Consider the following 22,785-nt stretch of genomic DNA (forward strand, 5'->3'; position numbering starts at 1 on the left):
CCGGAGCCGCCGATGTCCGTCACCCGACGCAGCCTGCTCGCCGCCGGCACGATCGCCTTCAGCGGAGCGCTGGGCGCGCTGTTCGCCGGCGGCTCCCCCGCCTCGGCCCGGGCCGCCGCCCGGGCCGGTGGCGGGTACGGGCCGCTGCTCCCCGACCCGCGCGGTCTCCTCGACCTGCCCGCCGGGTTCACCTACCGGGTGCTGTCGCGCGCGGGCGACCCGCTGCGCTCCGGTGAGGGCACCGTCCCCGCCAACTGCGACGGCATGGCCGCCTTCGACGCCGGGGGCGGCCGGGTGCGGCTGGTGCGCAACCACGAGAACCGCGCCACCGCCGCCCTGCGGGTCCCCGCCGTGGCGGGGCTCACGTACGACCCCGGGGCGCTCGGCGGCTGCACCGTTCTGGACCTCGCCGCGGACGGGCGAGTGACCGGCGAGCGGGTCGCCCTCGCCGGCACCGCCGTCAACTGCGCGGGCGGCCGCACCCCCTGGCACACCTGGTTGAGCTGCGAGGAGGCCGAGGACCGCGCCGGCAGCGCCGGCTACACCCGCGACCACGGCTACGTCTTCGAGGTGGACCCCGCCCGGCCGCACCGCTCGGGCGCGGTCCCGCTGACCGCGATGGGCCGCTTCGCGCACGAGGCCGTCGCCGTCGACCCGTACCGCGGGGTGGTGTACGAGACGGAGGACGCCTTCGTCCGGCCCTTCGGGCTGTTCTACCGGTTCCTGCCGGAGCGGCCGCTCGGCGGCGTCGGCTCGCTGCGGGCCGGCGGCGTCCTGGAGGCCCTGCGGGTTCCGGGGCTGGCGGACCTGGCGGTGGTGGACGAGCCCGGTGCGGAGTTCCCGGTGGAGTGGGTGCCCGTACCGGACCCCTCGGCCGCCGGCACCCCGATCCGGCACCAGGACTTCGGCCGGGGCGGCATCACCCACGCGCAGAAGCTGGAGGGCTGCTACTGGGGAGGCCGCAGCGTCCACTTCGTGTCCAGCTACGCCCGCCGGGTCGAGGGCGCGCCCGCCGACCACCACGGACAGGTGTGGTCCTACGATCCGCGCCGCGCCCGGCTCCGGCTCGACGTGCTCTTCGGGCCGGCCGCCGACGTACAGCTGCCCGGGGACTCCCCCGACAACATCTGCCTGGCCCCGGACGGCGGGCTGATGGTGTGCGAGGACGGCGGCGGTGCGCAGTACGTGTTCGGGGTCACGGCGGGCGGCCAGGTCTATCCGGTGGCCCGCAACGCCGAGGACATCGGCCGGCCGGGGGCCCCGGAGTGGGGGGAGTTCGCCGGGGTCACCTTCTCCCCCGACGGGCGGACGATGTACGTCAACGCCTACGCCCCGGGCACCACCTTCGCGGTGACGGGCCCCTGGCGGCGCTGACCGGGGGTCCCGCGGCACGACGGGAGTGCCGCTGACATCCACTTGTCACATAGTCATATATTTTGCGTGCGTGACCATTTCTGTGCGCAAGGTGGCGGCCGCGGCCGCACTCAGTGCCGCCCTCACCGCCTCCCTCGCGGGCTGCGGGGGCGGCTCCGGCTCCACGGACGCCGGCCGCGAAGCCCGTATGGGCACGCCCCCGGCGTCCGCCCCCGCGTCCCCGGCGGCCTCCGCCCCCGGCGCCTCGGCCGCCTCCCAGAGCCCCTTGCCGGGCGCCCCGCCCGCCGGCGCCCCCGGCAGGGCTCCGACCCTGGCCCCCGGTCCCAACGGCCTGACTCCGGTCTTCGAGCGTGCGAGGCAGCACGCGGACAAGACCGTGGCGCTGACCTTCGACGCCGACATGACCTCCGACCAGGGGCCGCGCGCCGCGGGCGGGGAGCGCTTCGACAACCCCGAGCTGATCTCGGCGCTGCGCACCCTCAAGGTGCCCTCGACGATCTTCATGACGGGCCGCTGGGCCGAGGAGTATCCGGACCAGGCCAAGTCCATCGGGACCGACCCGAACTTCGAGATCGCCAACCACTCGTACAGCCACCACGCCTTCAAGTCCCCGTGCTACGGGCTGCCCGCGCTCGACGGTGCGGCCGCCCGGGCCGACGTGGACCGGGCCTTCGCCGCCTTCCGGCAGGCCGGCGCCGTCAACACCGTCCCCTACTTCCGCTTCCCCGGCGGCTGCTACGACGACCCGGCGCTGCGGGCCCTGTCCACGGCCAAGGTCACGGCGGTCCAGTGGGACGTGGTCAGCGGGGACGCCTTCGCGAAGGACCCGGACGCGGTGGCCGAACAGGTCCTCGCCGGGGTGAAGCCCGGCTCGGTGGTGGTGATGCACTGCACGCGCAGCGCCGCCCCGGTCACCGAGGAGGCCATCCGGAAGATCGTCCCGGAACTGCGCAAGCGCGGCTACCGGTTCGTGAAGGTCTCCGAGCTGATCGGGACGTAGTGCGGGCGCGGCGCTCAGCCGGAGCAGGCGGTGCGCTGCGCCTCCTGCCACTCGCACACCGGGCAGAGCACCCTGCCCGGCGTCGCGACCCCGTACTCGGTGGGCTTGCCGCACTCCACGCAGTCGGCGAACGGCGGTCCGGCCACGCGCCCGGCCGGGGCGGCAGGAGCGGGACAGCACGAGGCGGTCTCGTCGGGCTGGTCCATGCGCACGAGCCTACCGGTGCCGTCCGGCGGGACTCAGCCCCGCCGGACGGCGGCCAGGCAGGCCGCCGTGCCCGAGCGCGCCCCCGCAACCAGGGCCGACACGGCGCCGCGGGCCGGGGAGGGCGCACACCACCGCCGCCGTTGCCGCCCTCGACCCGGACGAGGGCGGCGGGCGGCACCTCCAGCGGGACCCCCCGCAGGACCCAAGGCCCGCGGCGTCCGTAGCGGCGGCCCACACCGGTGAGCTTCAGTGCGCGGCCGCCGGCTCGGTGACCTCGCTCGGGCGGACGATGACGAAGCCCTCGCCGCTCAGCTTCAGCTGGACGGCCTCGCCGGAGCCGCCGCGGATCATCGAGCCGACCGACTGGGAGCGGTGCAGGCCGGTCTCCAGCCGGGCGCTCCAGCCGACCACCGCGTCCGTGTCGACGAAGACCGGGGACTGCGCGGTCACCGGGATGATGATCGGGTTGCCGTCGCAGACGACGGCGAGCTTGCCGGTGCCGGTGAAGACGCTGTTGAAGAGACCGCCGCCGGTCATGCCGGCTCCCTTCACCATCTTGATCTCGTAGGACAGGGTCGGGTCGAAGCAGAGCACGTTGCGGCCGTTGACGGTGAGGGCGTCACCCGGTTCGAAGTCGATGATGAAGCAGTTGCCCGCCTGGTGGGCGAACCAGGCCTCGCCCCGGCCGCGTACGGACATGAGCGCCAGGCCCTCGCCCGTGACGGCGCGCTTGAGCATGCCGCCTATGCCCTGGCCCTTGCGCTCGAACTGCAGGTCGCCGCGGAAGGCCACCATCGATCCCTGACGGGCCAGCATCTCCCCGTTGACGCCGTACCGCACGGACTTGGCGTTCTGCAGGCTCATGCCGGGGGCGACGGCGGCCTGGGCCAGGTTCTCGGACGCGAAAAGATCACTCTTCATGGCATTGATCCTCACCCGGGCCCGCCACCCGGGGCATCCTCCTCAAGGCGGAGCCTGGCATCCTTGGCGGGATGAGCAGCCAGCACACGAACGACACCCCGGCCGTACCGGCGGTCGGGGCCGACAGCGCCTTCCGGCGGGAGCACGTACTGCGCGACGAGGCCCCGCAGTTCGTCCTGCCGCTGGTGGTGCGCATCGAGAAGGCGGAGCCGCCCGCCCGGACCGACGCCTTGGAGACCGCGGCGCGTGCGGTGCTGGTGCTGCTCACCGACGAGCGGGCGCGGGGCGAGGGCGAGTGGGCACAGGCGGTCCGCGACTGGCAGGACGCACGGATCCGCAAGGTGGTCCGGCGGGCGCGCGGGGCGGAGTGGCGCAAGGCGCAGACCCTGCCGGGCGTCACGGTCCACGGCGACGCCGCAGAGGTCCGGGTCTTCCCGCCGGTGCCCCTCGACGGCTGGCCCAAGGAGCTGGCCAAGCTCCAGGTGTCGGGCACCGACCTCGACGACCCCGAACCGGTCCCCGCGGCCGGCGGCCCCGGCCTGCCGGTGCTGTGGCTCAACCCCGACCTCGACATGTCGGCGGGCAAGGCGATGGCCCAGGCCGGGCACGCGGCGCAGCTGGCGTGGTGGGAGCTGACGCGTGCGGAGCGGGCCGCCTGGCAGGAGTCGGGCTTCCGCCTGGCCGTACGGACCGCAGCGCGCGAGCGGTGGGCCGGGCTGAGCGGGAGCGGGCTGCCGGTGGTCCGCGACGCCGGGTTCACCGAGATCGCCCCCGGCAGCGCGACCGTCGTCGCGGACCATCCGGCGCTCCGCGCCCGCCTCTGACGGCCGCCCGGCGGCAGGGGCGCGCGCGGCGGCAGGGCACGCGCGGCGGGAACCTCAAATGTTGCTCTGAACGTCCCCTCGTGCGGATTGGCGCGACTGCGTCGGGGCCATGACATCCGCACACGGTACGAAGAGAGGGGGCGAGGGGACATGAAGCCCATGGCACACCTGGGGGTGGGCATCGGCTGGCGGCCGGAGATCGCGGACGCCGTCGAGCGGCTGGACGGCCTGGACTGGGTCGAGGTGGTGGCCGAGAACATCTGCCCGGGCCACCTGCCCGAGCCGCTCCGGCGGCTGCGCGAGCGCGGCACGCGGATCGTGCCGCACGGCGTCTCGCTCGGCCTCGGCGGCGCCGACCGCCCGGACCCCGAGAAGCTGGCGGCGCTCGCCGAGCGGGCGGTGGCGCTGGGGGCGCCGCTCGTCACCGAGCACATCGCCTTCGTACGGACCTCCTCGCCGCTGCTGGAGGCCGGGCACCTGCTGCCGGTGCCGCGCACCCGCGACGCGCTGGACGTGCTGTGCGAGAACGTGACGATCGCGCAGGACGCGCTGCCGGTGCCGATGGCGCTGGAGAACATCGCCGCGCTGTTCTCGTGGCCGGGTGAGGAGCTGACCGAGGGGCAGTTCCTCACGGAGCTGGTCGAGCGGACCGGGGTCCGGCTGCTCATCGACGTGGCCAACCTGCACACCAACCGGGTCAACCGGGGCGAGGACCCGGCCGCCGTCCTCGACGCGATCCCGCTGGAGGCGCTTGCGTACGTGCACGTGGCGGGCGGCGTCGAGCGGGGCGGTGTCTGGCACGACACCCACGCGCACCCCGTACCGCCGGTGGTGCTCGACCTGCTGGCCGAGCTTCGCTCCCGGGTGGAGCCGGCGGGCGTCCTGCTGGAGCGCGACGACGACTTCCCGACCGAGGCGGAGCTGGCGGGCGAACTGGCCGCGATCCGCGAGGTGGTGACGGCCCGCGGCGCGGCACCGCAGCCGGCGGCACCGGAGCCGATGACGACGCTGCCGGTGGCGACGGTGGCGACGGACGCCGGGCAGGCGGCCGCGACGGAGCCCGAGCGGGGGGCCTGCGAGGCAGCCCGGATCCGGGTGGCGCTCGGGCAGGCCGCCCTGCTCTCCGCGCTCGTGGCCGGGACACCCGTGCCCGAGGGCTTCGACCGCGCGCGCATCCGCACGCAGGTGCGGGCACTGGCCGCCAAGCGGGCCGACGTGGTCGCCAAGGTGGCTCCGGAGCTGCCCGGGATCCTCGGCGGCCGCGACCCGTACCGCGAGGCCTTCCTGGCGTACGCCAAGCGCCGGCCCATGACCGCCGGGTACCGCCGGGACGCGCTGGACTTCGCCGAACACCTGCTGATCCAGGACCTGCCTGCCGACCCGGCCGCGCGGCGCCGGCTCACCGCCTGGTGGCGGGAACGAGCGGGGGCCAGGCCGCCGCGCCGCGTCGTGCGCTGGGCCCGGGCGCTCGCGGGGAGGGCAGCGTGAACATCCTCGCCGTCGCGATCTGGATCGCCGTCATCGTCTCCTGCGTCCTGCTCGTGCGCGGGCTGCGCGGGGCCCGGCCCACGCCGACCGGCCCGTCGGCGGGCCTCCACGACCTGTCCGAGACCGCGTTCGTGGTGGGCGGCCCCGGCACCGTCGTGGACACCGCGCTCGTCTCGATGCTCGGGGACGGCCGGCTGGTCGTCGGCGGTCCCGGCATCGTCCAGGTACGCCCCGGGGCGCGGGCCGCCGACCCCGCCGAACGCGCCGTGCTCCAGGCGCACGCCGGAGCCCCCTCGGGGTGGCTCTACCAGGTGCGCTACTCCGCCATGTGCGACCCGGCCGTCCAGGAGATCGGGGACGCCCTGGCCGCCCGCGGCCTGATCGTCCCGCCCGGCACCGGCCGGACCTGGCGCCGCTGGGGACTGGTCCAGGCCGTCGTGTGCGTGGTCTGGCTGGTGGCGTCGGTCCCCCTGACCGTCGTGGGCTTCGCCCTCGACTCCGGCCCCCGCGTGCCGTTCATCGTGATGGTGGCGCCGGCACTGTTCGCGGGCATCGTCGTGGGCCTGTTCTGCACGGCCCGGGCCCGCAACCGGGTCACCCCGGCCGGGCTCCGGGCGCTGCTCGCCATGCGCTCCGCGTACGGGAACGACCGCACGCCGCACGTACAGACCGCGCTCTTCGGCCTGCGCGGCCTGCGGGACCCGTTCCTGCGCCAGCAGCTGGTGCCCGCCGCGCGCGGCACCCGGCTGGCGGCGGCCCAGTCGGGGGCGCGCTCCCACCACCACTCGCACACGCCGTCTTCCGACTCCTCGGCCGAGCTGCTGCCGGTGCTGTGGTGCGCCACGAGCGACGGGGGCGGCGGGAGCGGCGGTTCGGGCTGCGGATCCTCCGGCGGCGGTTGCGGAGGCAGCAGCTCCAGTTGCTCGGGCGGCAGCGGTTCGAGCTGCGGCGGCAGCTCCTCCAGCTGCAGCAGCTCCTCCGGTTCCAGCTGTTCGAGTTCGAGCAGCTCCAGCTGTTCCAGCAGTTCCAGCAGTTCCTGATACGGCGTCCGGGTCACGGCCGCCGACACCGGCCGGTGATCCTTTACAAGGGTGGCACCGCCTGCCTCTCATCGGTCCATCAGATGAGAGGCAGGGGCCGTCATGCGCACGAGAACCGCACGCCACGAAGCCGTCGCGGCCGTCCTCCTCCTCGCCCTGGGCGCGCCCACCGCCGCGGCCGCTCCCGCCCCACGGGCTCCGGCCGCCGCAAGCGCGGAGGACACCGCCGCCGAGAGCGGCGACGCCGAGAGCGCCGGCGCCGCGCTCGTCGCCCGACGCGCGGCCCTCGCGGCGGCCTCCCGGGACGGGGGCCGCGGCGCCGGTCTCGACTTCCGTACCTGCCCCGCCGCCGAGGCCCTGCCGTCGGACGTCCGGTGCGCCACCCTGCGCGTCCCGCTCGACTACGCCCGTCCCGACGGCCCGCAGATCTCCCTCACCGTCAGCCGGGCCGCCGCCACCGGGGCCCGCGGCGCCGCCCGCCAGGGCGCGCTCGTGCAGAACCCGGGCGGTCCCGGCGCCTCCGGAATGCACTTCCCGCTCGTCGCCGGCCTCCCCGGCTGGGAGCGGATCGCCGCAGCCTACGACCTCGTGGGCTACGCCCCGCGCGGAGTCGGACGCTCGGCCCCGCTGTCCTGCCGGGACCCGGCCGCCGGCGCGAAGGGCCCCACCCAGGAGCCGGTCCACCCCTCCGCCGCGTACAAGATGCAACGCCTCGCGCAGGCCCGGGAGTACGCCCGCGGCTGTGCCCGCCGGGCCGGAGCGGCCCTGCCGCACTACACCACTCTGAACAACGCCCGTGACCTGCACGTGCTGCGCGCCGCGCTCGGCGAGGACAAGCTGACCTTCATGGGTGCCTCGTACGGCACCTACCTCGGCGCCGTCTACGCCACCCTGTACCCGGGCCACGTCCGCCGGATGGTCCTCGACTCGGCGGTCGATCCCGATCCGCGCCGTGTCTGGTACCGCAACAACCTCGACCAGTCACGCGGGTTCGAGGCGCGCTGGCACGACTTCCGGGCCTGGGTGGCCCGGCACCACGCCACGTACGGGCTCGGCACCACCCCGGCGGCCGTGCAGGCCGGCTACGAGCGGGTGCGCGACGCGGTGTCCCGCACCCCCGCCGGCGGGACCGTCGGGACGGGCGAACTGCGGGCCGCCTTCCTCCAGGCCGCGTACTACGACGACGTCTGGCCGGAGCGGGCCGCGGCCCTGGCTGCGTTCCTGCGCGGCGATCCCTCGGTGCTGGCCGCCCAGGCCGCCCCCGACCCGGCGGCGGCGGCCGAGACCGAGAACGCGACGGCCGTCTACACGGCGGTGCTGTGCAACGACGCCCCCTGGCCCGCGGACTGGGGCACCTGGGACCGCGACCACACCCAGCTGGCCCGTACCGCGCCCTTCGAGACCTGGGCCAACGCCTTCCTCAACCTGCCGTGCGCCTCCTGGCCCGTGCGCGGCCGGCAGTCGCCGGTGCCGGTCGGGTCCCAGCCCGAGCGGCTGCCGCGGACCCTCGTGGTCGCGGCGGAACGGGACGGCGCGACCCCGTACCCGGGTGCGCTGGAACTCCAGCGGCGGCTCGGTACGGAGGCGTCACTGGTGACGGAGACGGGGGCCGGCTCCCACGGTGTGGCCGGCGGACGCAACGGGTGCGTGGACCGGCACGTGGAGCGGTATCTGCTGACGGGCGCCACCCCGGGGTGGCGCGTCCGTTGCGCGCCGCATCCGGAGCCCGCACCGGTGTCGCTGGACGACCGGGCAGCGAGCGCCCGCAGGGCACTGCTGCCGCCTGTCGTCTGAACTTCCGGGCGGGATCTCCGGCTGCGTCGTTTCGGGGGCTGGGCCTCCCGATCCACCGGAGGCACTCACCTGACGGTGTGGTCGTCCTCCGGTCCTTCCCCCCAGGGGAGGTATCAGGCGAGCCCGGCCACCAGGTCGGCGACGGACTTGCGGCGCCCGGTGTAGAAGGGCACCTCTTCACGGACGTGCATACGGGCCTCGGAGGCACGCAGGTGACGCATGAGGTCGACGATGCGGTACAGCTCGTCCGCCTCGAAGGCCAGCAGCCACTCGTAGTCGCCCAGCGAGAACGAGGCGACGGTGTTGGCACGCACGTCAGGGTAGCCGCGGGCCATCTTGCCGTGGTCGGCGAGCATGCGGCGGCGGTCCTCGTCGGGCAGCAGGTACCAGTCGTAGCTGCGGACGAAGGGGTAGACGCTGACGTAGTCGCGGGCGACCTCGTCGGCCAGGAAGGCGGGGATGTGCGACTTGTTGAACTCGGCCGGGCGGTGCAGGGCCATGTTCGACCACACCGGCTCCATCGCGCGGCCCAGCTTGGTACGGCGGAACAGGTTGTACGCGGTCTGCAGCTCGTCCGCGGTCTCCGCGTGCCACCAGATCATGATGTCGGCGTCAGCACGCAGGCCGGAGACGTCATAGGTGCCGCGGACGGTGATGTCCTTGGCAGCCAGCTGGTCGAACAGCTCCTGGACCTCGTCGGCGAAACCGGCGCGGTCCTCCGGCAGGACGTCCTTCAGCTTGAAGACGGACCACAGGGTGTAGCGGATGACCTCGTTGAGGTCCTTCGCCTTCTTCCCCGCGTTGGGAATCTTCTCTGGTGCAGTCATGTTCCTATTGTCCCGTGCGCTGATCAGTGGTCGGCGCCAGGGGTGCCGTACGCGCAGCGAGCGCGGCGACCACCGCGTCCGCGGCCCGGTCGGCGCTCGCGATGCAGGCCGGAATGCCCACGCCGTCGTAGAGCGCGCCGCACACCGCGAGGCCGGGCAGGGCCTCGACGGCGCCGCGGATCCGGGCGACCCGGCCGAGGTGGCCGACCGGGTACTGGGGCAGCCCGCCGTCCCAGCGGGTGACGGTGGAGGCGACCGGCCGGGCCGTCAGGCCCACGGCCTCGCCGAGGTCGGCGAGGGACACCTCGACGAGTTCGCCGTCCTCGCGCTCCAGGTCGCGCTCGTCGGCGTACCGGCCCACGGAGGTGCGCAGCAGGAACAGGTCGGGATCGGTGCCCGCCCAGGCCCACTTGTTGCTGGAGAAGGTGGACGCCTTGATGGTCCGGCCGTCGACGGGCGGTACGAGGAAGCCGCTGGCGCCGCCGCCGGAGACGGCCCCGGGCAGGTCGCTGCGCCGGAAGGCCATGGTGACCAGTGCCATCGAGGCGTATTCGACCTGGTGCAGTTCGGCGGCGGCGGTCGGCGCGAGGGTGTCCAGCAGTCGGGCGGCGGGCCCGGCCGGGACGGCCAGGACGACACCGTCGGCTTCGACGGTCTCCTCGGCGGCCACGACGCGCCAGCCTTCAGCCGTACGAAGGACCTCGCGGACGGGGGCGCCGGTGACGATGCGCGCTCCGGCCGCGCGGCAGGACTCGGCCACGGCGAGGGGGAGGCGTCCGATGCCTCCCTCGATGCCGGCGAAGACGGGGCCGGCCTGCTGCGACCGGCTCTGCTCCCTGCGCTGGATCTCCCGTACGCCGTCGCCCAGCAGGGCGTGGGTGCGGGCGGCCTCGAAGAGCTGGGGCACGGCGGCCCGCATGGAGATGCGGTAGGCGTCGCCCGCGTACACCCCGCCGAGCAGCGGTTCCACCAGCCGGTCGACGACCTCCCGGCCGAGGCGGGCGGCCACGTACTCGCCGACGGCGACGTCCTCACCGATCTCGGTGGGCGGCAGTGTCCGCTCGGCCTCGATGCGGGCCATGCCCTCGGCGGAGAGGACTCCGGAGGCGGCGAGCGGTCCGAGGTCGCCGGGGACGCCCATGACGTGGCCGCGCGGCATCGGCCGCAGCGCGCCGCGGGTCCACAGGTGGGCGGTGGCGGTGGCGGGCGGCTGCACCGCGTCGGCCAGGCCGACGGCCTCGGCGAGGGCCACGGCCTCGGGGCGGCGGGCGAGCACGGACTCGGCGCCGAGGTCGACGCGGGCCCCGGCGAGCACGCCGGAGTACAGCTTGCCGCCGAGCCTCTGCCCGGCCTCCAGCAGCGTGACGCGGGCGCCTTCGGCGAGCAGCCGGTGGGCCGCCGCGAGGCCCGCGATGCCGCCGCCGATGACGACCACGTGGCCCGGGGAGCCGCTGGAGCGGGTGGGGCTCACCGGCCGATCCGTACGCATGTCCGCTTCGTGCATGGACACATCGTCTCAGACCGATCACCGAGGCCGGACCGTGACCGCATCGGGACCGGCCCGGAACCGCGTGTGCGAAACCCGCGACGGGACCCTGTACGTCGAAACGGCAACACCAGCCGATCATCGGGGGTTTACAAGATGCGTGCTCATGCGGCGGCGGCCCTGGCGGCCCTGTCCCTGGCCGGGGCTCTGACGCTCACCGGCTGCGGTGCGGGCGGCCAGGGGGCCGCTAACGACAAGGCGGCGGTCGCGCCGCCCGCGGCGGACGGGAAGACCCGGGAGGGAGCGGCGGGCGCCGCGGCGGCGCCGGCCCCGGCGGGGTCCGGCGGGTCATCCGGCAAGAACGACGGGGCGCCGGTCGCGGTCCGCCCGAACGTCATCCGTACGGCGACGCTCGGCATCGAGACGGCGGACGTCCAGAAGACGCTCGCCGCGGCCCGTACCGCGGCCGACGGCGCGGGCGGGTACGTCGGCAACGAGTCGACCGAGCGCGGCAAGGACGGCCGGATGACCTCGACGGTGACCCTGCGGGTGCCCGGCGAGCGCTACGACGCCGTCCTCGGTGCCATGGAGGGCAGCGGGAAGCTGCTGCACCGCAAGGTCGACGCGCAGGACGTCACCGAGAAGGTCGCCGACATCGGCAGTCGCGTCTCTTCGCAGCAGGCGAGCGTGGCGCGGGTGCGGGAGATGATGGGCAAGGCCTCGGCGCTGAGCGAGGTGGTGATGCTGGAGGGCGAGCTGAGCCGGCGTCAGTCGGACCTGGAGTCGCTGCTGGCGCAGCAGACGGCGCTGAAGGACCAGACCTCGATGGGCACGATCACGCTGCAGGTCTCGGAGCCGGCGCCGGCCGCGGTGGAGGAGAAGAAGAAGGAGCCGACCTTCCTCGGTGCGCTGAGCGGGGGCTGGGACGTCTTCACGCGGATCCTGCGCTACCTGATGGTGGCGCTGGGCGCGTTGCTGCCGTTCCTGCTGACGGCCGCGGTGGTGGCGCTGCTGGTCCGGGGGTACCGGCGGTGGCGTCCGGCGCGGCCGAAGGCGGGCCCGGCCCCGAAGCGGCCGCCGGTGCCCGCGGCGCGGACGGCGCCCTCGGCGCCGGCCACGACTCCCGCTCCGGCCACGGCTCCGGCTCCGGCTGCGGCTGCGGCTCCGGCTGCGACTGCGGCTCCGGACATCGAGGCCGACGTGCAGGACTGAACGCGCGTTCGCCCGTAGCGTGTTCACCAGTCGACGGCGGTGAAGGGGCGGTACGGGCGATGGCGACGGAACGACTGGTGGTGGTCGGGGGCGACGCGGCGGGGATGTCCGCCGCGTCGCAGGCCCGCAGGCTGCAGGGACCGCAGGAGCTGGAGATCGTCGCCTTCGAGCGCGGCCGCTTCACCTCGTACTCGGCCTGCGGCATCCCGTACTGGGTCGGCGGTCTGGTCGCCGAGCGCGACGACCTGATCGCCCGCACCCCCGAGGAGCACCGCGCCCGGGACATCGACCTGCGCACCCGCACCGAGGTGGTGGAGCTCGATCTGCCCGGGTCCCGGGTCCGCGCCCGCGATCTGGACGGCGGATCCGAATCCTGGACGCACTACGACAAGCTCGTCCTGGCCACGGGCGCCCGGCCCGTACGCCCGCGCCTGCCGGGCATCGGCGCGCACGGGGTGCACGGCATCCAGACCCTGGACGACGGCCAGCGCCTCATGGACGCGCTGGAGCGCACGCGGGGTCGGCGGGCGGTCGTGGTCGGCGCGGGCTACATCGGCGTGGAGATGGCCGAGGCCCTGGTGCTGCGGGGCTACGAGGTGACCGTCCTGCACCGGGGCGAGCAGCCGATGGCCACGCTGGACCCCGACATGGGCGGCCTGGTGCACACCGCGATGAACCGCATGGGGATCCGTACGGTCGCGGGCGCCGAGGTCACCAAGATCCTCGCCGACGAGGAGGGCCGGGCCCGCGCGGTGGCCACGGCGGCCGGCGAGGAGTACCCGGCGGACGTGGTGGTGCTCGGCATCGGCGTGGAGCCGCGGACGGCACTGGCCCGCGCCGCCGGCCTCCCGCTCGGCCCCTCGGGCGGGATCCTCACCGACCTGTCGATGCGCGTGCGCGGTCACCAGGACGTCTGGGCGGGCGGCGACTGCGTGGAGGTCCTCGACCTGGTCGCGGGCCGCACCCGGCACATCCCGCTGGGCACCCACGCCAACAAGCACGGCCAGGTCATCGGCTCGGGCGTGGGCGGCGGCTACGCGACCTTCCCCGGGGTGGTCGGCACGGCCATCAGCAAGGTCTGCGACCTGGAGATCGCCCGTACGGGGCTGCGCGAGCGGGACGCGCTGGAGGCGGGCCTGCGCTTCGTGACGGCCACCATCACCTCCACCAACACGGCGGGCTACTACCCGGGCGCAGCGGAGATGACGGTGAAGATGCTGGCGGAACGCCGTACGGGCCGGCTCCTCGGCGTCCAGATCGTCGGCGGAGCCGGCTCCGCGAAGCGGGTGGACATCGCGGCGGTGGCCCTGACGGCGGGCATGACGGTGGAGCAGGTGGTCTCGCTGGACCTCGGCTACGCCCCGCCGTTCTCCCCGGTCTGGGACCCGGTCCTGGTGGCGGCCCGCAAGGCGGTCTCCGCGGTCCGCGCGGCGGGCGTCTGACCGCTCCGCGCGAGGCGCAGCTCCGAGCGGACCAGTTCCAGGAGGCGGCCCGTCCGGTTACGGCCGCCCCCCGGACCCTTCTCGCGCCTGAACGTGCGGTTCTCTGCTCAGTGGGCCGTCTTGGTGTGGACGTAGTCCACCAGGCGGGTCAGCGCCTCGGGGTCGGTCGTCGGCAGGACGCCGTGGCCGAGGTTGAAGACGTGGCCTTCCAGGCCGGCGGCCGCCGCGAGGACCTCGTCCGTCTTGGCCTCGACCGCCTCCGTGGTGGAGAACAGCACGGCCGGGTCCAGGTTGCCCTGGAGGGCCTTGCCAGGGCCGACGCGGCGGGCCGCCTCGTCGAGCGCGACCCGGTAGTCGACGCCCACGACGTCCGCACCGGCCTCGCCCATCAGGCCGAGGAGTTCGCCCGTGCCCACGCCGAAGTGGATCCGGGGGACGCCGTAGGAGGCGACGGACTGCAGGACCTTCGCCGAGGCGGGCATGACGGAGCGGCGGTAGTCCGCCGGGGCGAGCGCGCCGACCCAGGAGTCGAAGAGCTGGACCGCGGAGGCGCCGGCCTCGATCTGGACCTTCAGAAAGGCGGAGGTGATCTCCGCGAGGCGGTCCAGCAGGTCGGCCCAGAGCTGCGGGTCCCCGTACATCAGGGCCTTGGTGTGCTCGTGGTTCTTCGAGGGGCCGCCCTCGACGAGGTAGCTCGCGAGGGTGAAAGGCGCGCCCGCGAAACCGATCAACGGCGTGGAGCCCAGTTCACCCGTGAGCATGCCGATCGCCTCGGTGACGTAGGTGACGTCCTCAGGGGTGAGGTCGCGCAGCTGTGCGAGGTCCTCGCGGCGGCGGATCGGCTGGGCGACGACGGGGCCGACGCCCGGCTTGATGTCCAGGTCGACGCCGATGGCCTTGAGCGGGACCACGATGTCGGAAAAGAAGATCGCCGCGTCGACGTTGTGGCGCCGCACCGGCTGCAGGGTGATCTCGGTGACCAGGTCGGGCCGCATGCAGGACTCGAGCATCGCGGTGCCCTCGCGGACCTTGCGGTACTCGGGGAGGGAGCGCCCGGCCTGCCGCATGAACCACACCGGCGTGTGAGGTACCGGCTCCCGCCGGCACGCCTTCAGGAAGGCGGAATCGTACGTCTGGCTCGGCTGGCCCTTGGGGCTGTCGTTGGCGCTCACGACCCAAATCTTCGCACGTATGAAGAAGTGCCCGGCCCGGCACGGGTGTCCCTGCGCCGTACGGGCTCACATACCGCCTAGTCTTCCCCGCATGGCTGCGGCTCAGGGACGATTTTCAGATGGCGCCGACGGTACGGACAGTGCGAAGGAGAGCTCCGTCCCACTCCCGTTCCGCCGGGCGGTCGAGGGTTTGAAGAAGGCCCGGCTGCGCCCGGGGGTCGAGATCGACCCGACGAAGCCGCCCCAGCGGCTGGCGCCGTACGCCTACGCGCTGGAGGCCGCGGTGGTGGACGGGGAGGACGACCTGGCCGACGGCCGGCTGATCCTGCTCCACGACCCCGCCGGGCACGACGCCTGGCACGGGACCTTCCGGCTCGTGACGCTCGTACGGGCGGAGCTGGAGCCCGAGATGGCCGCCGACCCGCTGCTGCCGGAGGTGTGCTGGTCCTGGCTGACGGGGGCCCTGGAAGCGCGCGGGCTGCCCTACGGGGAGGCCGGCGGGACGGTGACCATGGCGAGCTCGCACTACTTCGGCGGGCTCGCGGAGCGGCGGCCCGCGACGCAAATCGAGATCAGGGCCTCCTGGACGCCGCGCGAGGGCGTGGGCGGCGTCCCGGACACCGCGGCGCACCTGTCGGCCTGGTGCGAGCTGATCTGCCAGATCGCGGGGCTGCCGCCGGTGGGTCCGACGGACACGGCGACGGGTGTGGTCTCCCTGCCACAGCGGCGCGGCCCGCACCACCCGTAGGCACAGGGCCGTACGGCCGCCTCCCCTCGGGGAACGACCGGCCGAACGCCGCAAGCGGGTGTCACAACGCGGCCTCCGTTGTGGGCTTCTGATCACCCGATGATCGATCGTGCGTCCGAATTGCCCGAATTGTTACTCACCAAATCGTGATCATTCCCTAAAGCCGGGCGGGTGACGTGCCGAAGGAGTCAGTGACCATCCGCACGGTTCGCACCGGCTTCCTTCCCCGAGCCGGCCGTCCCGCCACTCCCCCAGGAGGCCTAGGTGTCCGTTCTTCTCGAGCAGCCCGCAAGCCTGGTCGCCTACCGCCCGAACAAGCCGACGGCCATGGTCGTCGTGGCCGACCCGCGCGTCCGCTCCACCGTGACCCGCCATCTGTGGGCCCTCGGCGTGCGCGACGTGATCGAGGCGTCGTCCATCGCGGAGGCCCGCCCCCGCGTCGGCAGCCCGCGCGACATCTGCGTGGCCGACGTGCACCTGCCCGACGGTTCCGGTCTCACCCTGCTCTCCGAGACCCGTGCCGCAGGCTGGCCCAACGGGCTGGCCCTGTCCGCCGCCGACGACATCGGCGCCGTGCGCAACGCCCTCGCGGGCGGTGTGAAGGGCTACGTCGTCACCGGTACGCGGACCAACATCGGGCTCCCCACCCGGCCCGGTGCCGCCCCCATCGGCGCGGCCGCCGCCCGTATGCACCGCCGCCCCCCGGGTGCCCCGAGCCACCCGGGCGGCTACCGCGAGCTCTCCGGCCGCGAGGTCGAGGTCCTGCGCCTCGTCGCGGAGGGCCAGTCCAACAAGGCCATCGGCGTCTCGATGGGCCTGTCCGCCCTGACCGTCAAGTCCCACCTCGCCCGTATCGCCCGCAAGCTGGGCACCGGTGACCGCGCGGGAATGGTCGCCGTGGCACTGCGCACCGGGATCATCCACTGAACGCGGGCCGCGACCCCCGGATAGACCTCCGGGAGACCCCCGGAAAACACCCCGCGTACTGATCGCGCCCGTCGCCGGAACGTTCCGGCGACGGGCGCGTCGTATACACGGATACCCTTGACCGGTGACCGACGCCCAAGAGACCGCAGCAGACCTGCGCACCACCACCGGGGGCGGCCCCCCGGACGACGTCGTTGTTCCGCCCGGTGGGGTGCCGATCCCATTGTTGGAGCCCCGCGAGGGGATTCCCCCGGTGGTCGCCGACGCGGACGCCCTCGCCGAAGTGGTCGCGGCCTTCGCCGCGGGCACCGGCCCTGTCGCCGTGGACGCCGAGCGCGCCTCCGGATACCGCTACGGCCAGCGGGCCTACCTGGTGCAGCTGCGCCGCGAGGGTGCCGGGTCCGCGCTGATCGACCCGGTGGGCTGCCCCGACCTGTCCGCCCTGGGCGAGGCGCTCTCCGGCACCGAGTGGATCCTGCACGCCGCCACCCAGGACCTCCCCTGCCTGCGCGAAATAGGCATGGTTCCGACCTCGCTGTTCGACACCGAGCTGGCGGGCCGGCTCGCCGGCTTCCCGCGGGTCGGTCTCGGCGCGATGGTCGAGAGCGTTCTCGGCTACGCCCTGGAGAAGGGCCACTCCGCCGTCGACTGGTCCACCCGCCCGCTGCCCGAGCCGTGGCTGCGCTACGCCGCTCTGGATGTGGAGCTGCTGGTGGACCTGCGGGACGCGTTGGAGAAGGATCTGGACCGCCAGGGCAAGCTCGAGTGGGCCCGGCAGGAGTTCGACGCGATCGCCGCCGCGCCGCCGGCCGCGCCGCGCAAGGACCCCTGGCGCCGCACGTCCGGCATGCACAAGGTGCGCCGCCGCCGGCAGATGGCGGTCGTACGGGAGCTGTGGGAGTCCCGGGACCGCATCGCGCAGCGGCGTGACGTGTCGCCGGGCAAGGTGCTGGGCGACGCCGCGATCGTCGAGGCCGCGCTGGCCCTGCCCGCGAACGTGCACACCCTGTCGGCCCTGCCCGGCTACGGGCAGCGCATGGGCCGCCGTCAGCTCGACCAGTGGATGGCCGCCGTGGACCGGGCGAAGGCGCTGCCCGAGAGCGAGCTGCCGCAGCCGGGTGCGACCCCGGCGGGCCCGCCCCCGCCGCGTTCCTGGGCCGACAAGGACCCGGCGGCCGCGGCCCGGCTGGCCGCCGCCCGCACGGCCGTCTCGGCGCTGGCGGAGGAGCTGAACCTGCCCCAGGAGAACCTGATCACCCCGGACACGGTCCGCCGCCTGTGCTGGGAGCCGCCGCAGCGGCTGGACGCCGACGCGGTGTCGCAATCCCTGGCCCTCTACGGCGCCCGCCCGTGGCAGATCGAACAGGTGACCCCGGTCCTGGTCACGGCCCTGTCGGCCACCGCGTAGGACCTCGCCGCCGTGCCCCGGTCCGCGACGCACGGACCGGGGCACGACCGGATCAGAGCGGTTGCTCGGTGTAGTCGCCGTCCGCGTCCATGGAGAAGGTCCCGTTCGTGTGGCCGTCGATCTCGGTGTGCTTGAGCCACTTCCGGGACAGGTGGTGTACGTGCTTGGCCACCCGCTCCCAGGGGATCTGGTGGCCCGCGCAGGCGACTTTGAAGTGCATCTTCTTCGAACCCGGGATGGCCTTGTAGAGCTCGGTCACCGACAGGAAGGGAACGGTGCCCGGAGCGCTGTTCACCGTCTTGTCGTGCTCGCCGACGACGATGAGCACCGGCACCTTGTGGCCGAGGACGTTGTCCACCTTGGCGCCGGCCTTGTTCCAGCCCCACCAGAAGGGGTTGCGGTAGCGCAGCACGCCGGAGGGCACGCCGGACACCGGCGGCCCCCAGTTGCGGCCCACCACGTCACTCTCCATGATCGCCGCCCACACGGTGTCGACCATGCCCTCCTCACGCTGCTCGTCGCCGCAGCCGAGTTCCCTGTCCCAGGCGTCCTCGAAACCGTCCCGGCCGGTGATGTTCATCGGGAAGGTCCACAGGGAGGCCGGCGGGGGCAGCGCGTCCGGCCGGTCCCACTTGGTGCCGGGCTTGCTCGCGGGTCCGTCCGGCCGGAAGACCGGGGCGAGGAGGAACAGGCTGGAGACGTTGTCCGGGTACTGGATGGCGTACGGGCCCAGCGCCACCGCGGCGGCGGACCAGCCGAAGAGGGCGACCTGCTCCACACCGCGCTCGGCCTTGATGTATTCGACGACGCTGTGGACCTCGGCCCAGTCGCTCTCGGAGTCGCCGAGGTGCTTGGCGTACGAGGGGGTGCAGGGGGCCGCCAGCGGGTGGCCGTCGAGCAGGAGCTTCGCCTGCTGGGCGGCTGTGGTGTTGCACGGTTCGTTCATGACCGCCGGGCGCGGTGAGCGGCCGTGGCCCTGGAGGTCCATGGCGAAGACGTCGAAGCCCGCCTTGGCGAGGAACTGCATCCAGTTGTACTCGCCGGTGCCCAGGTCCGCGCCGGGCAGCACGGGGACGCTGCGGCCGTGCAGCATCAGGACGGCCGTGCGCTGGGTGGGATTCTTCGTGCCGTCGCGCTCCCGGACGAAGAGGTTGATCACCTCGCCCTCGTTGACGGGGAGTCTGGAGGCGTGCTTGACCTCGTGGTCGACCGCCTTGATCAGCATGGCGGGGGTCTCCGTTCAGGTCGGCCGGGTCCGGGACGGGCGCCCCGTACCCGGCCAGAATCAGCAGGCGCGCGCGCCTGATGCCATCGACGGGGCCGCCCCCGCCGGGTGTCCGACCCGTTCGGGTAGCGCGGGGCGCTCCGATCGGACGGGCGCGAGGAGGGGGCGCGCGCGGGGTGCGGAGTGTGACCTTCGCCGCTCCTCGGGGAGGGGGTGTGCACATTGGTTACCCGCAAGTAGCATGGTCGGGTGAGCGGGCGCTCAGCAACATGTGCCGAGTGCGCCCCCGCGCAGCAGTGCCATCCCGCACCTGGAGGAGAGCCAACGTGCCTCGTACCGTCAGGGACGTCGTCTTCGTCGACGGCGTCCGCACCCCGTTCGGCAAGGCGGGCCCGAAGGGCATCTACCACGAGACCCGCGCCGACGACCTCGTCGTGAAGGCGATCCGGGAGCTGCTGCGCCGCAACCCGGACCTGGACCCCAAGAAGATCGACGAGGTCGCCATCGCCGCGACCACGCAGATCGGCGACCAGGGCCTGACGCTGGGCCGCACGGCCGGCATCCTCGCGGGCCTCCCGCAGTCCGTCCCGGGCTACTCCATCGACCGCATGTGCGCCGGCGCGCTGACCGCCGTGACCGCCGTCGCGGGCGGTGTGGCCTTCGGTGCGTACGACGTCGCCCTCGCCGGCGGTGTCGAGCACATGGGCCGCCACCCCATGGGCGAGGGCGTCGACCCGAACCCGCGCTTCGTCTCCGAGAAGCTGGTCGACGAGTCCGCCCTGTTCATGGGCATGACCGCCGAGAACCTGCACGACCGGTACCCGGCGATCACCAAGCTCCGCGCCGACGAGTACGCCGTGCGCTCGCAGGAGAAGGCCGCCAAGGCGTACGCCGACGGCAAGATCCAGCAGGACCTGGTCCCGATCTCGGTGCGCAACACCAACGCGGAGGTCGGTGAGACGGGCTGGGGCCTGGTCACCACCGACGAGCCGATGCGCCCGGGCACCACGCTGGAGAACCTGTCCGGCCTGAAGACCCCGTTCCGTACGCACGGCCGGGTCACCGCGGGCAACGCCGCCGGTCTCAACGACGGTGCCACCGCCGCGATCATCGCGTCCGAGGACTTCGCCCGCGAGAACAACCTCCCGGTCAAGATGCGCCTCGTGTCGTACTCCTTCGCGGGTGTCGAGCCGGAGGTCATGGGCTACGGCCCGATCCCGGCCACCGAGAAGGCTTTGGCCCAGGCCGGTCTGACGATCGACGACATCGGTCTCTTCGAGATCAACGAGGCCTTCGCGGTCCAGGTCCTCGCGTTCCTGGAGCACTACGGCATCGCCGACGACGACGCCCGCGTGAACCAGTACGGCGGCGCCATCGCCTTCGGCCACCCGCTGGCCTCCTCCGGCGTGCGTCTGATGACGCAGCTGGCCCGCCAGTTCGAGGAGCAGCCGCACGTCCGCTACGGCCTGACCACCATGTGCGTCGGCTTCGGCATGGGCGCCACGGTCATCTGGGAGAACCCGAACTTCAACGCCGAGGGAGACTCCAAGTGAGCACCACCGCTGAGCTCCTGAAGGGCGCGGCCGAGCTGTTCCCGGACGAGGTCGTCACGTCCGCGCACGTCCGCCACCTGGACCTGCCGTTCGGCGCCGGGCGCTTCGCGCTCATCACGCTGGACAACGGCTTCGACCACACCAAGCCGACCACCTTCGGCCCGCAGTCCCTCGCCAACCTGAACGCGGCGATCGACCAGGTCGAGCAGGAGGCCACCGCCGGCACCATCGTCGGCGCGGGCATCACCGGCAAGCCGTTCATCTTCGCGGTCGGCGCCGACCTCAAGGGCGTCGAGCTGCTGAAGAAGCACGACGAGGCGCTCGCCATCGGCAAGGGCGGCCACGACGTCTTCAAGCGCCTCTCCGCGCTGGCGGTCCCCACCTTCGCGTACTACAACGGCGCGGCGATGGGCGGCGGCGTCGAGGTCGGTCTGCACTGCAGCTACCGCACCGTCTCGAAGGCCATCCCGGCGTTCTCGCTGCCCGAGGTCTTCCTCGGGCTGGTTCCGGGCTGGGGCGGTTGCGCCATCCTCCCGAACCTGATCGGCGCCGAGCGCGCAATCTCGGTCATCATCGAGAACTCGCTGAACCAGAATCGCCAGCTCAAGGGCAAGCAGGTCTTCGAGCTCGGCATCGCCGACGCGATCTTCGAGGGCGCGGACTTCCTGGAGCAGTCGCTCCTGTGGACCGCGAACGTCCTCAACGGCACCACCGAGGTCGTCCGCCCGGAGATCGACCGCGGCGAGGCCTGGGACGCGGCCGTCGCCAAGGGCCGCTCCATCGCGGACTCCAAGGTGCACGGCGCCGCTCCGGCCGCCTACCGCGCGCTGGACATCATCGCCGCGGCCAAGGACGGCGACCTGCAGGCCGGCTTCGACGCCGAGGACACGGCCCTGGCCGACCTCATCATGGGCGGCGAGCTGCGCTCGGGCATCTACGCCTTCAACCTGGTCCAGAAGCGCGCCAAGCGCCCGGCCGGCGCCCCGGACAAGTCGCTGGCCCGTCCGGTCACCAAGGTCGGCGTCGTCGGCGCGGGCCTGATGGCCTCGCAGCTGGCGCTGCTCTTCCTGCGCCGCCTCGAAGTGCCGGTGGTCCTCACCGACATCGACCAGGAGCGCGTGGACAAGGGCGTGGACTACGTCCACGCCGAGATCCAGAAGCTGCTCGGCAAGGGCCGCATCAACCAGGACAAGGCCAACCGCCTGACCGCCCTGGTGACCGGTGTCCTGGACAAGGCCGAGGGCTTCGCGGACGCGGACTTCATCATCGAGGCCGTGTTCGAGGAGATGTCCGTCAAGCAGAAGGTGTTCGCGGAGGTCGAGGCGGTCGCCCCGGCGCACGCGATCCTCGCCACCAACACCTCCTCGCTGTCGGTGTCGGAGATGGCCTCGAAGCTCCAGCACCCGGAGCGCGTGGTCGGCTTCCACTTCTTCAACCCGGTCGCGATCCTCCCGCTCCTGGAGATCGTGCGCGGCGAGCAGACCGACGACGCCTCGCTGGCCACGGCCTTCGGTGTCGCCAAGAAGCTGAAGAAGACCGCGGTCCTCACCAAGGACGCCCCGGCGTTCGTCGTGAACCGCATCCTGACCCGCTTCATGGGCGAGATCCAGAACGTGATCGACGAGGGCACCCCGGTCGCGACGGCGGAGAAGGCCATCGAGCCGCTCGGCCTGCCGATGTCCCCGCTGGTGCTGCTGGAACTCGTGGGCCCGGCGATCGGTCTGCATGTCTCCGAGACCCTGAACCGTTCCTTCCCGGAGCGTTTCACCGTCTCCCCGAACCTCAAGCGCGTGGTCGAGGCGGGCAAGCGCGGCTTCTACGTCTACTCCGCAGAGAACAACTTCAAGCCGGAGCTGGACCCCGAGGTCGCCGCGCTCCTGGTGCAGGGCGACTCGGTCCTGACGGAGGAGCAGGTCCGGATGCGCGTCCTGGACGCGGTGGCGCAGGAGATCGGTCTGATGCTGGAGGAGGGTGTCGTGGCCGAGGCCCAGGACATCGACCTCTGCCTCATCACCGGTGCCGGCTGGCCCTTCCACCTGGGCGGCATCACGCCGTACCTGGACCGTGAGGGCGTCTCGGAGCGTGTGAACGGCAAGAAGTTCCTCGCCCCCGGCATCGCGAGCGTCCCGGCGTAGTC

The 22,785-nt window shown here is 73.4% G+C and carries 19 protein-coding genes and 1 pseudogene; 13 read left to right on the top strand and 7 right to left on the bottom strand.

Features of this window, described 5'->3' with window-relative positions; all coding sequences use genetic code 11:
- The first annotated feature begins 12 nt into the window (after positions 1-12).
- On the top strand, positions 13-1,374 hold the full coding sequence (locus tag ACZ3X1_RS31990; protein WP_467282338.1) for an alkaline phosphatase PhoX: 1,362 nt from the start codon (positions 13-15) through the stop codon (positions 1,372-1,374).
- A gap of 70 nt (positions 1,375-1,444) precedes the next feature.
- Positions 1,445-2,374 (top strand): polysaccharide deacetylase family protein, encoded by a 930-nt coding sequence (locus ACZ3X1_RS31995; protein ID WP_356812555.1) that lies wholly within the window; start codon positions 1,445-1,447, stop codon positions 2,372-2,374.
- Positions 2,375-2,388: 14 nt separating this feature from the next.
- On the opposite strand, the gene ACZ3X1_RS32000 is transcribed toward ACZ3X1_RS31995, so the two are convergent.
- The 3 genes and pseudogenes from ACZ3X1_RS32000 to ACZ3X1_RS32010 all read right to left on the bottom strand — a co-directional run bounded on the left by ACZ3X1_RS32000 (position 2,389) and on the right by ACZ3X1_RS32010 (position 3,502).
- On the bottom strand, positions 2,389-2,580 hold the full coding sequence (locus tag ACZ3X1_RS32000) for a hypothetical protein (RefSeq protein ID WP_356812556.1): 192 nt from the start codon (positions 2,578-2,580) through the stop codon (positions 2,389-2,391).
- A gap of 130 nt (positions 2,581-2,710) precedes the next feature.
- Positions 2,711-2,831 (bottom strand): annotated as a pseudogene (locus tag ACZ3X1_RS32005) (ABC transporter ATP-binding protein); the annotation flags it as partial.
- A complete protein-coding gene (locus tag ACZ3X1_RS32010) occupies positions 2,828-3,502 on the bottom strand; it encodes an AIM24 family protein (protein WP_467282340.1) in 675 nt (224 codons plus the stop codon). The gene ACZ3X1_RS32010 and the pseudogene ACZ3X1_RS32005, both read right to left, overlap by 4 nt.
- A gap of 71 nt (positions 3,503-3,573) precedes the next feature.
- On the opposite strand from ACZ3X1_RS32010, the gene ACZ3X1_RS32015 reads away from it, so the two are divergent.
- The 4 genes from ACZ3X1_RS32015 to ACZ3X1_RS32030 all read left to right on the top strand — a co-directional run bounded on the left by ACZ3X1_RS32015 (position 3,574) and on the right by ACZ3X1_RS32030 (position 8,648).
- Positions 3,574-4,326 carry an aminoacyl-tRNA hydrolase gene (locus tag ACZ3X1_RS32015; RefSeq protein ID WP_356812558.1) on the top strand — a complete coding sequence of 251 codons (753 nt, stop codon included), beginning with the start codon at positions 3,574-3,576 and terminating at the stop codon, positions 4,324-4,326.
- Positions 4,327-4,476: 150 nt separating this feature from the next.
- Positions 4,477-5,814, top strand: a complete 1,338-nt coding sequence (locus tag ACZ3X1_RS32020; protein ID WP_467282342.1) for an MbnB/TglH/ChrH family RiPP precursor modification enzyme — start codon at positions 4,477-4,479, stop codon at positions 5,812-5,814.
- Positions 5,811-6,854, top strand: coding sequence for a TIGR04222 domain-containing membrane protein (locus tag ACZ3X1_RS32025; RefSeq protein WP_467282344.1), 1,044 nt, complete (start codon positions 5,811-5,813; stop codon positions 6,852-6,854). Before ACZ3X1_RS32020 ends, ACZ3X1_RS32025 begins: the two co-directional genes overlap by 4 nt.
- A gap of 102 nt (positions 6,855-6,956) precedes the next feature.
- Entirely contained in the window at positions 6,957-8,648 is a 1,692-nt protein-coding gene (locus ACZ3X1_RS32030; RefSeq protein WP_467282346.1) for an alpha/beta hydrolase, read from the top strand.
- A gap of 113 nt (positions 8,649-8,761) precedes the next feature.
- On the opposite strand, the gene hemQ is transcribed toward ACZ3X1_RS32030, so the two are convergent.
- Both hemQ and hemG read right to left on the bottom strand, forming a co-directional pair.
- Positions 8,762-9,475: a hydrogen peroxide-dependent heme synthase gene (gene hemQ, locus ACZ3X1_RS32035; protein ID WP_030032685.1), complete on the bottom strand. Its 714-nt coding sequence runs from the start codon at positions 9,473-9,475 to the stop codon at positions 8,762-8,764.
- Positions 9,476-9,479: 4 nt separating this feature from the next.
- Positions 9,480-10,979: a protoporphyrinogen oxidase gene (hemG, locus tag ACZ3X1_RS32040; RefSeq protein WP_467282348.1), complete on the bottom strand. Its 1,500-nt coding sequence runs from the start codon at positions 10,977-10,979 to the stop codon at positions 9,480-9,482.
- 138 nt (positions 10,980-11,117) lie between these two features.
- On the opposite strand from hemG, the gene ACZ3X1_RS32045 reads away from it, so the two are divergent.
- On the top strand, positions 11,118-12,173 hold the full coding sequence (locus ACZ3X1_RS32045; RefSeq protein ID WP_467282350.1) for a DUF4349 domain-containing protein: 1,056 nt from the start codon (positions 11,118-11,120) through the stop codon (positions 12,171-12,173).
- A 59-nt stretch (positions 12,174-12,232) separates the two neighbouring features.
- A complete protein-coding gene (locus ACZ3X1_RS32050; protein WP_467282352.1) occupies positions 12,233-13,615 on the top strand; it encodes an FAD-dependent oxidoreductase in 1,383 nt (460 codons plus the stop codon).
- Between the two features lie 107 nt (positions 13,616-13,722).
- On the opposite strand, the gene hemE is transcribed toward ACZ3X1_RS32050, so the two are convergent.
- Entirely contained in the window at positions 13,723-14,787 is a 1,065-nt protein-coding gene (hemE, locus tag ACZ3X1_RS32055; RefSeq protein WP_467282354.1) for a uroporphyrinogen decarboxylase, read from the bottom strand.
- 91 nt (positions 14,788-14,878) lie between these two features.
- Between hemE and ACZ3X1_RS32060 the strand changes: the two genes are divergently transcribed.
- From ACZ3X1_RS32060 to ACZ3X1_RS32070, 3 genes are all read left to right on the top strand, one after another.
- Positions 14,879-15,535, top strand: coding sequence for a DUF3000 domain-containing protein (locus ACZ3X1_RS32060; RefSeq protein ID WP_356812564.1), 657 nt, complete (start codon positions 14,879-14,881; stop codon positions 15,533-15,535).
- 264 nt (positions 15,536-15,799) lie between these two features.
- Complete coding sequence (locus tag ACZ3X1_RS32065; RefSeq protein WP_007267191.1) at positions 15,800-16,462, top strand: helix-turn-helix transcriptional regulator; 663 nt, start codon at positions 15,800-15,802, stop codon at positions 16,460-16,462.
- A gap of 124 nt (positions 16,463-16,586) precedes the next feature.
- Positions 16,587-17,870 (top strand): ribonuclease D, encoded by a 1,284-nt coding sequence (locus ACZ3X1_RS32070; RefSeq protein WP_356812565.1) that lies wholly within the window; start codon positions 16,587-16,589, stop codon positions 17,868-17,870.
- A gap of 52 nt (positions 17,871-17,922) precedes the next feature.
- On the opposite strand, the gene ACZ3X1_RS32075 is transcribed toward ACZ3X1_RS32070, so the two are convergent.
- The gene (locus tag ACZ3X1_RS32075; protein WP_362632570.1) at positions 17,923-19,095 is read right to left on the bottom strand and encodes an alpha/beta hydrolase; all 1,173 of its coding nucleotides are present in this window, start codon (positions 19,093-19,095) and stop codon (positions 17,923-17,925) included.
- Between the two features lie 326 nt (positions 19,096-19,421).
- Here ACZ3X1_RS32075 and ACZ3X1_RS32080 point away from each other — a divergent pair, with 326 nt between their 5' ends.
- Positions 19,422-20,648, top strand: a complete 1,227-nt coding sequence (locus ACZ3X1_RS32080) for a thiolase family protein (protein ID WP_356812567.1) — start codon at positions 19,422-19,424, stop codon at positions 20,646-20,648.
- Positions 20,645-22,783 (top strand): 3-hydroxyacyl-CoA dehydrogenase NAD-binding domain-containing protein, encoded by a 2,139-nt coding sequence (locus tag ACZ3X1_RS32085; protein ID WP_467282359.1) that lies wholly within the window; start codon positions 20,645-20,647, stop codon positions 22,781-22,783. The genes ACZ3X1_RS32080 and ACZ3X1_RS32085 overlap by 4 nt, the downstream gene beginning before the upstream one ends.
- Positions 22,784-22,785: the final 2 nt, after the last annotated feature.

This window comes from Streptomyces sp. NPDC023541 (assembly GCF_055559995.1).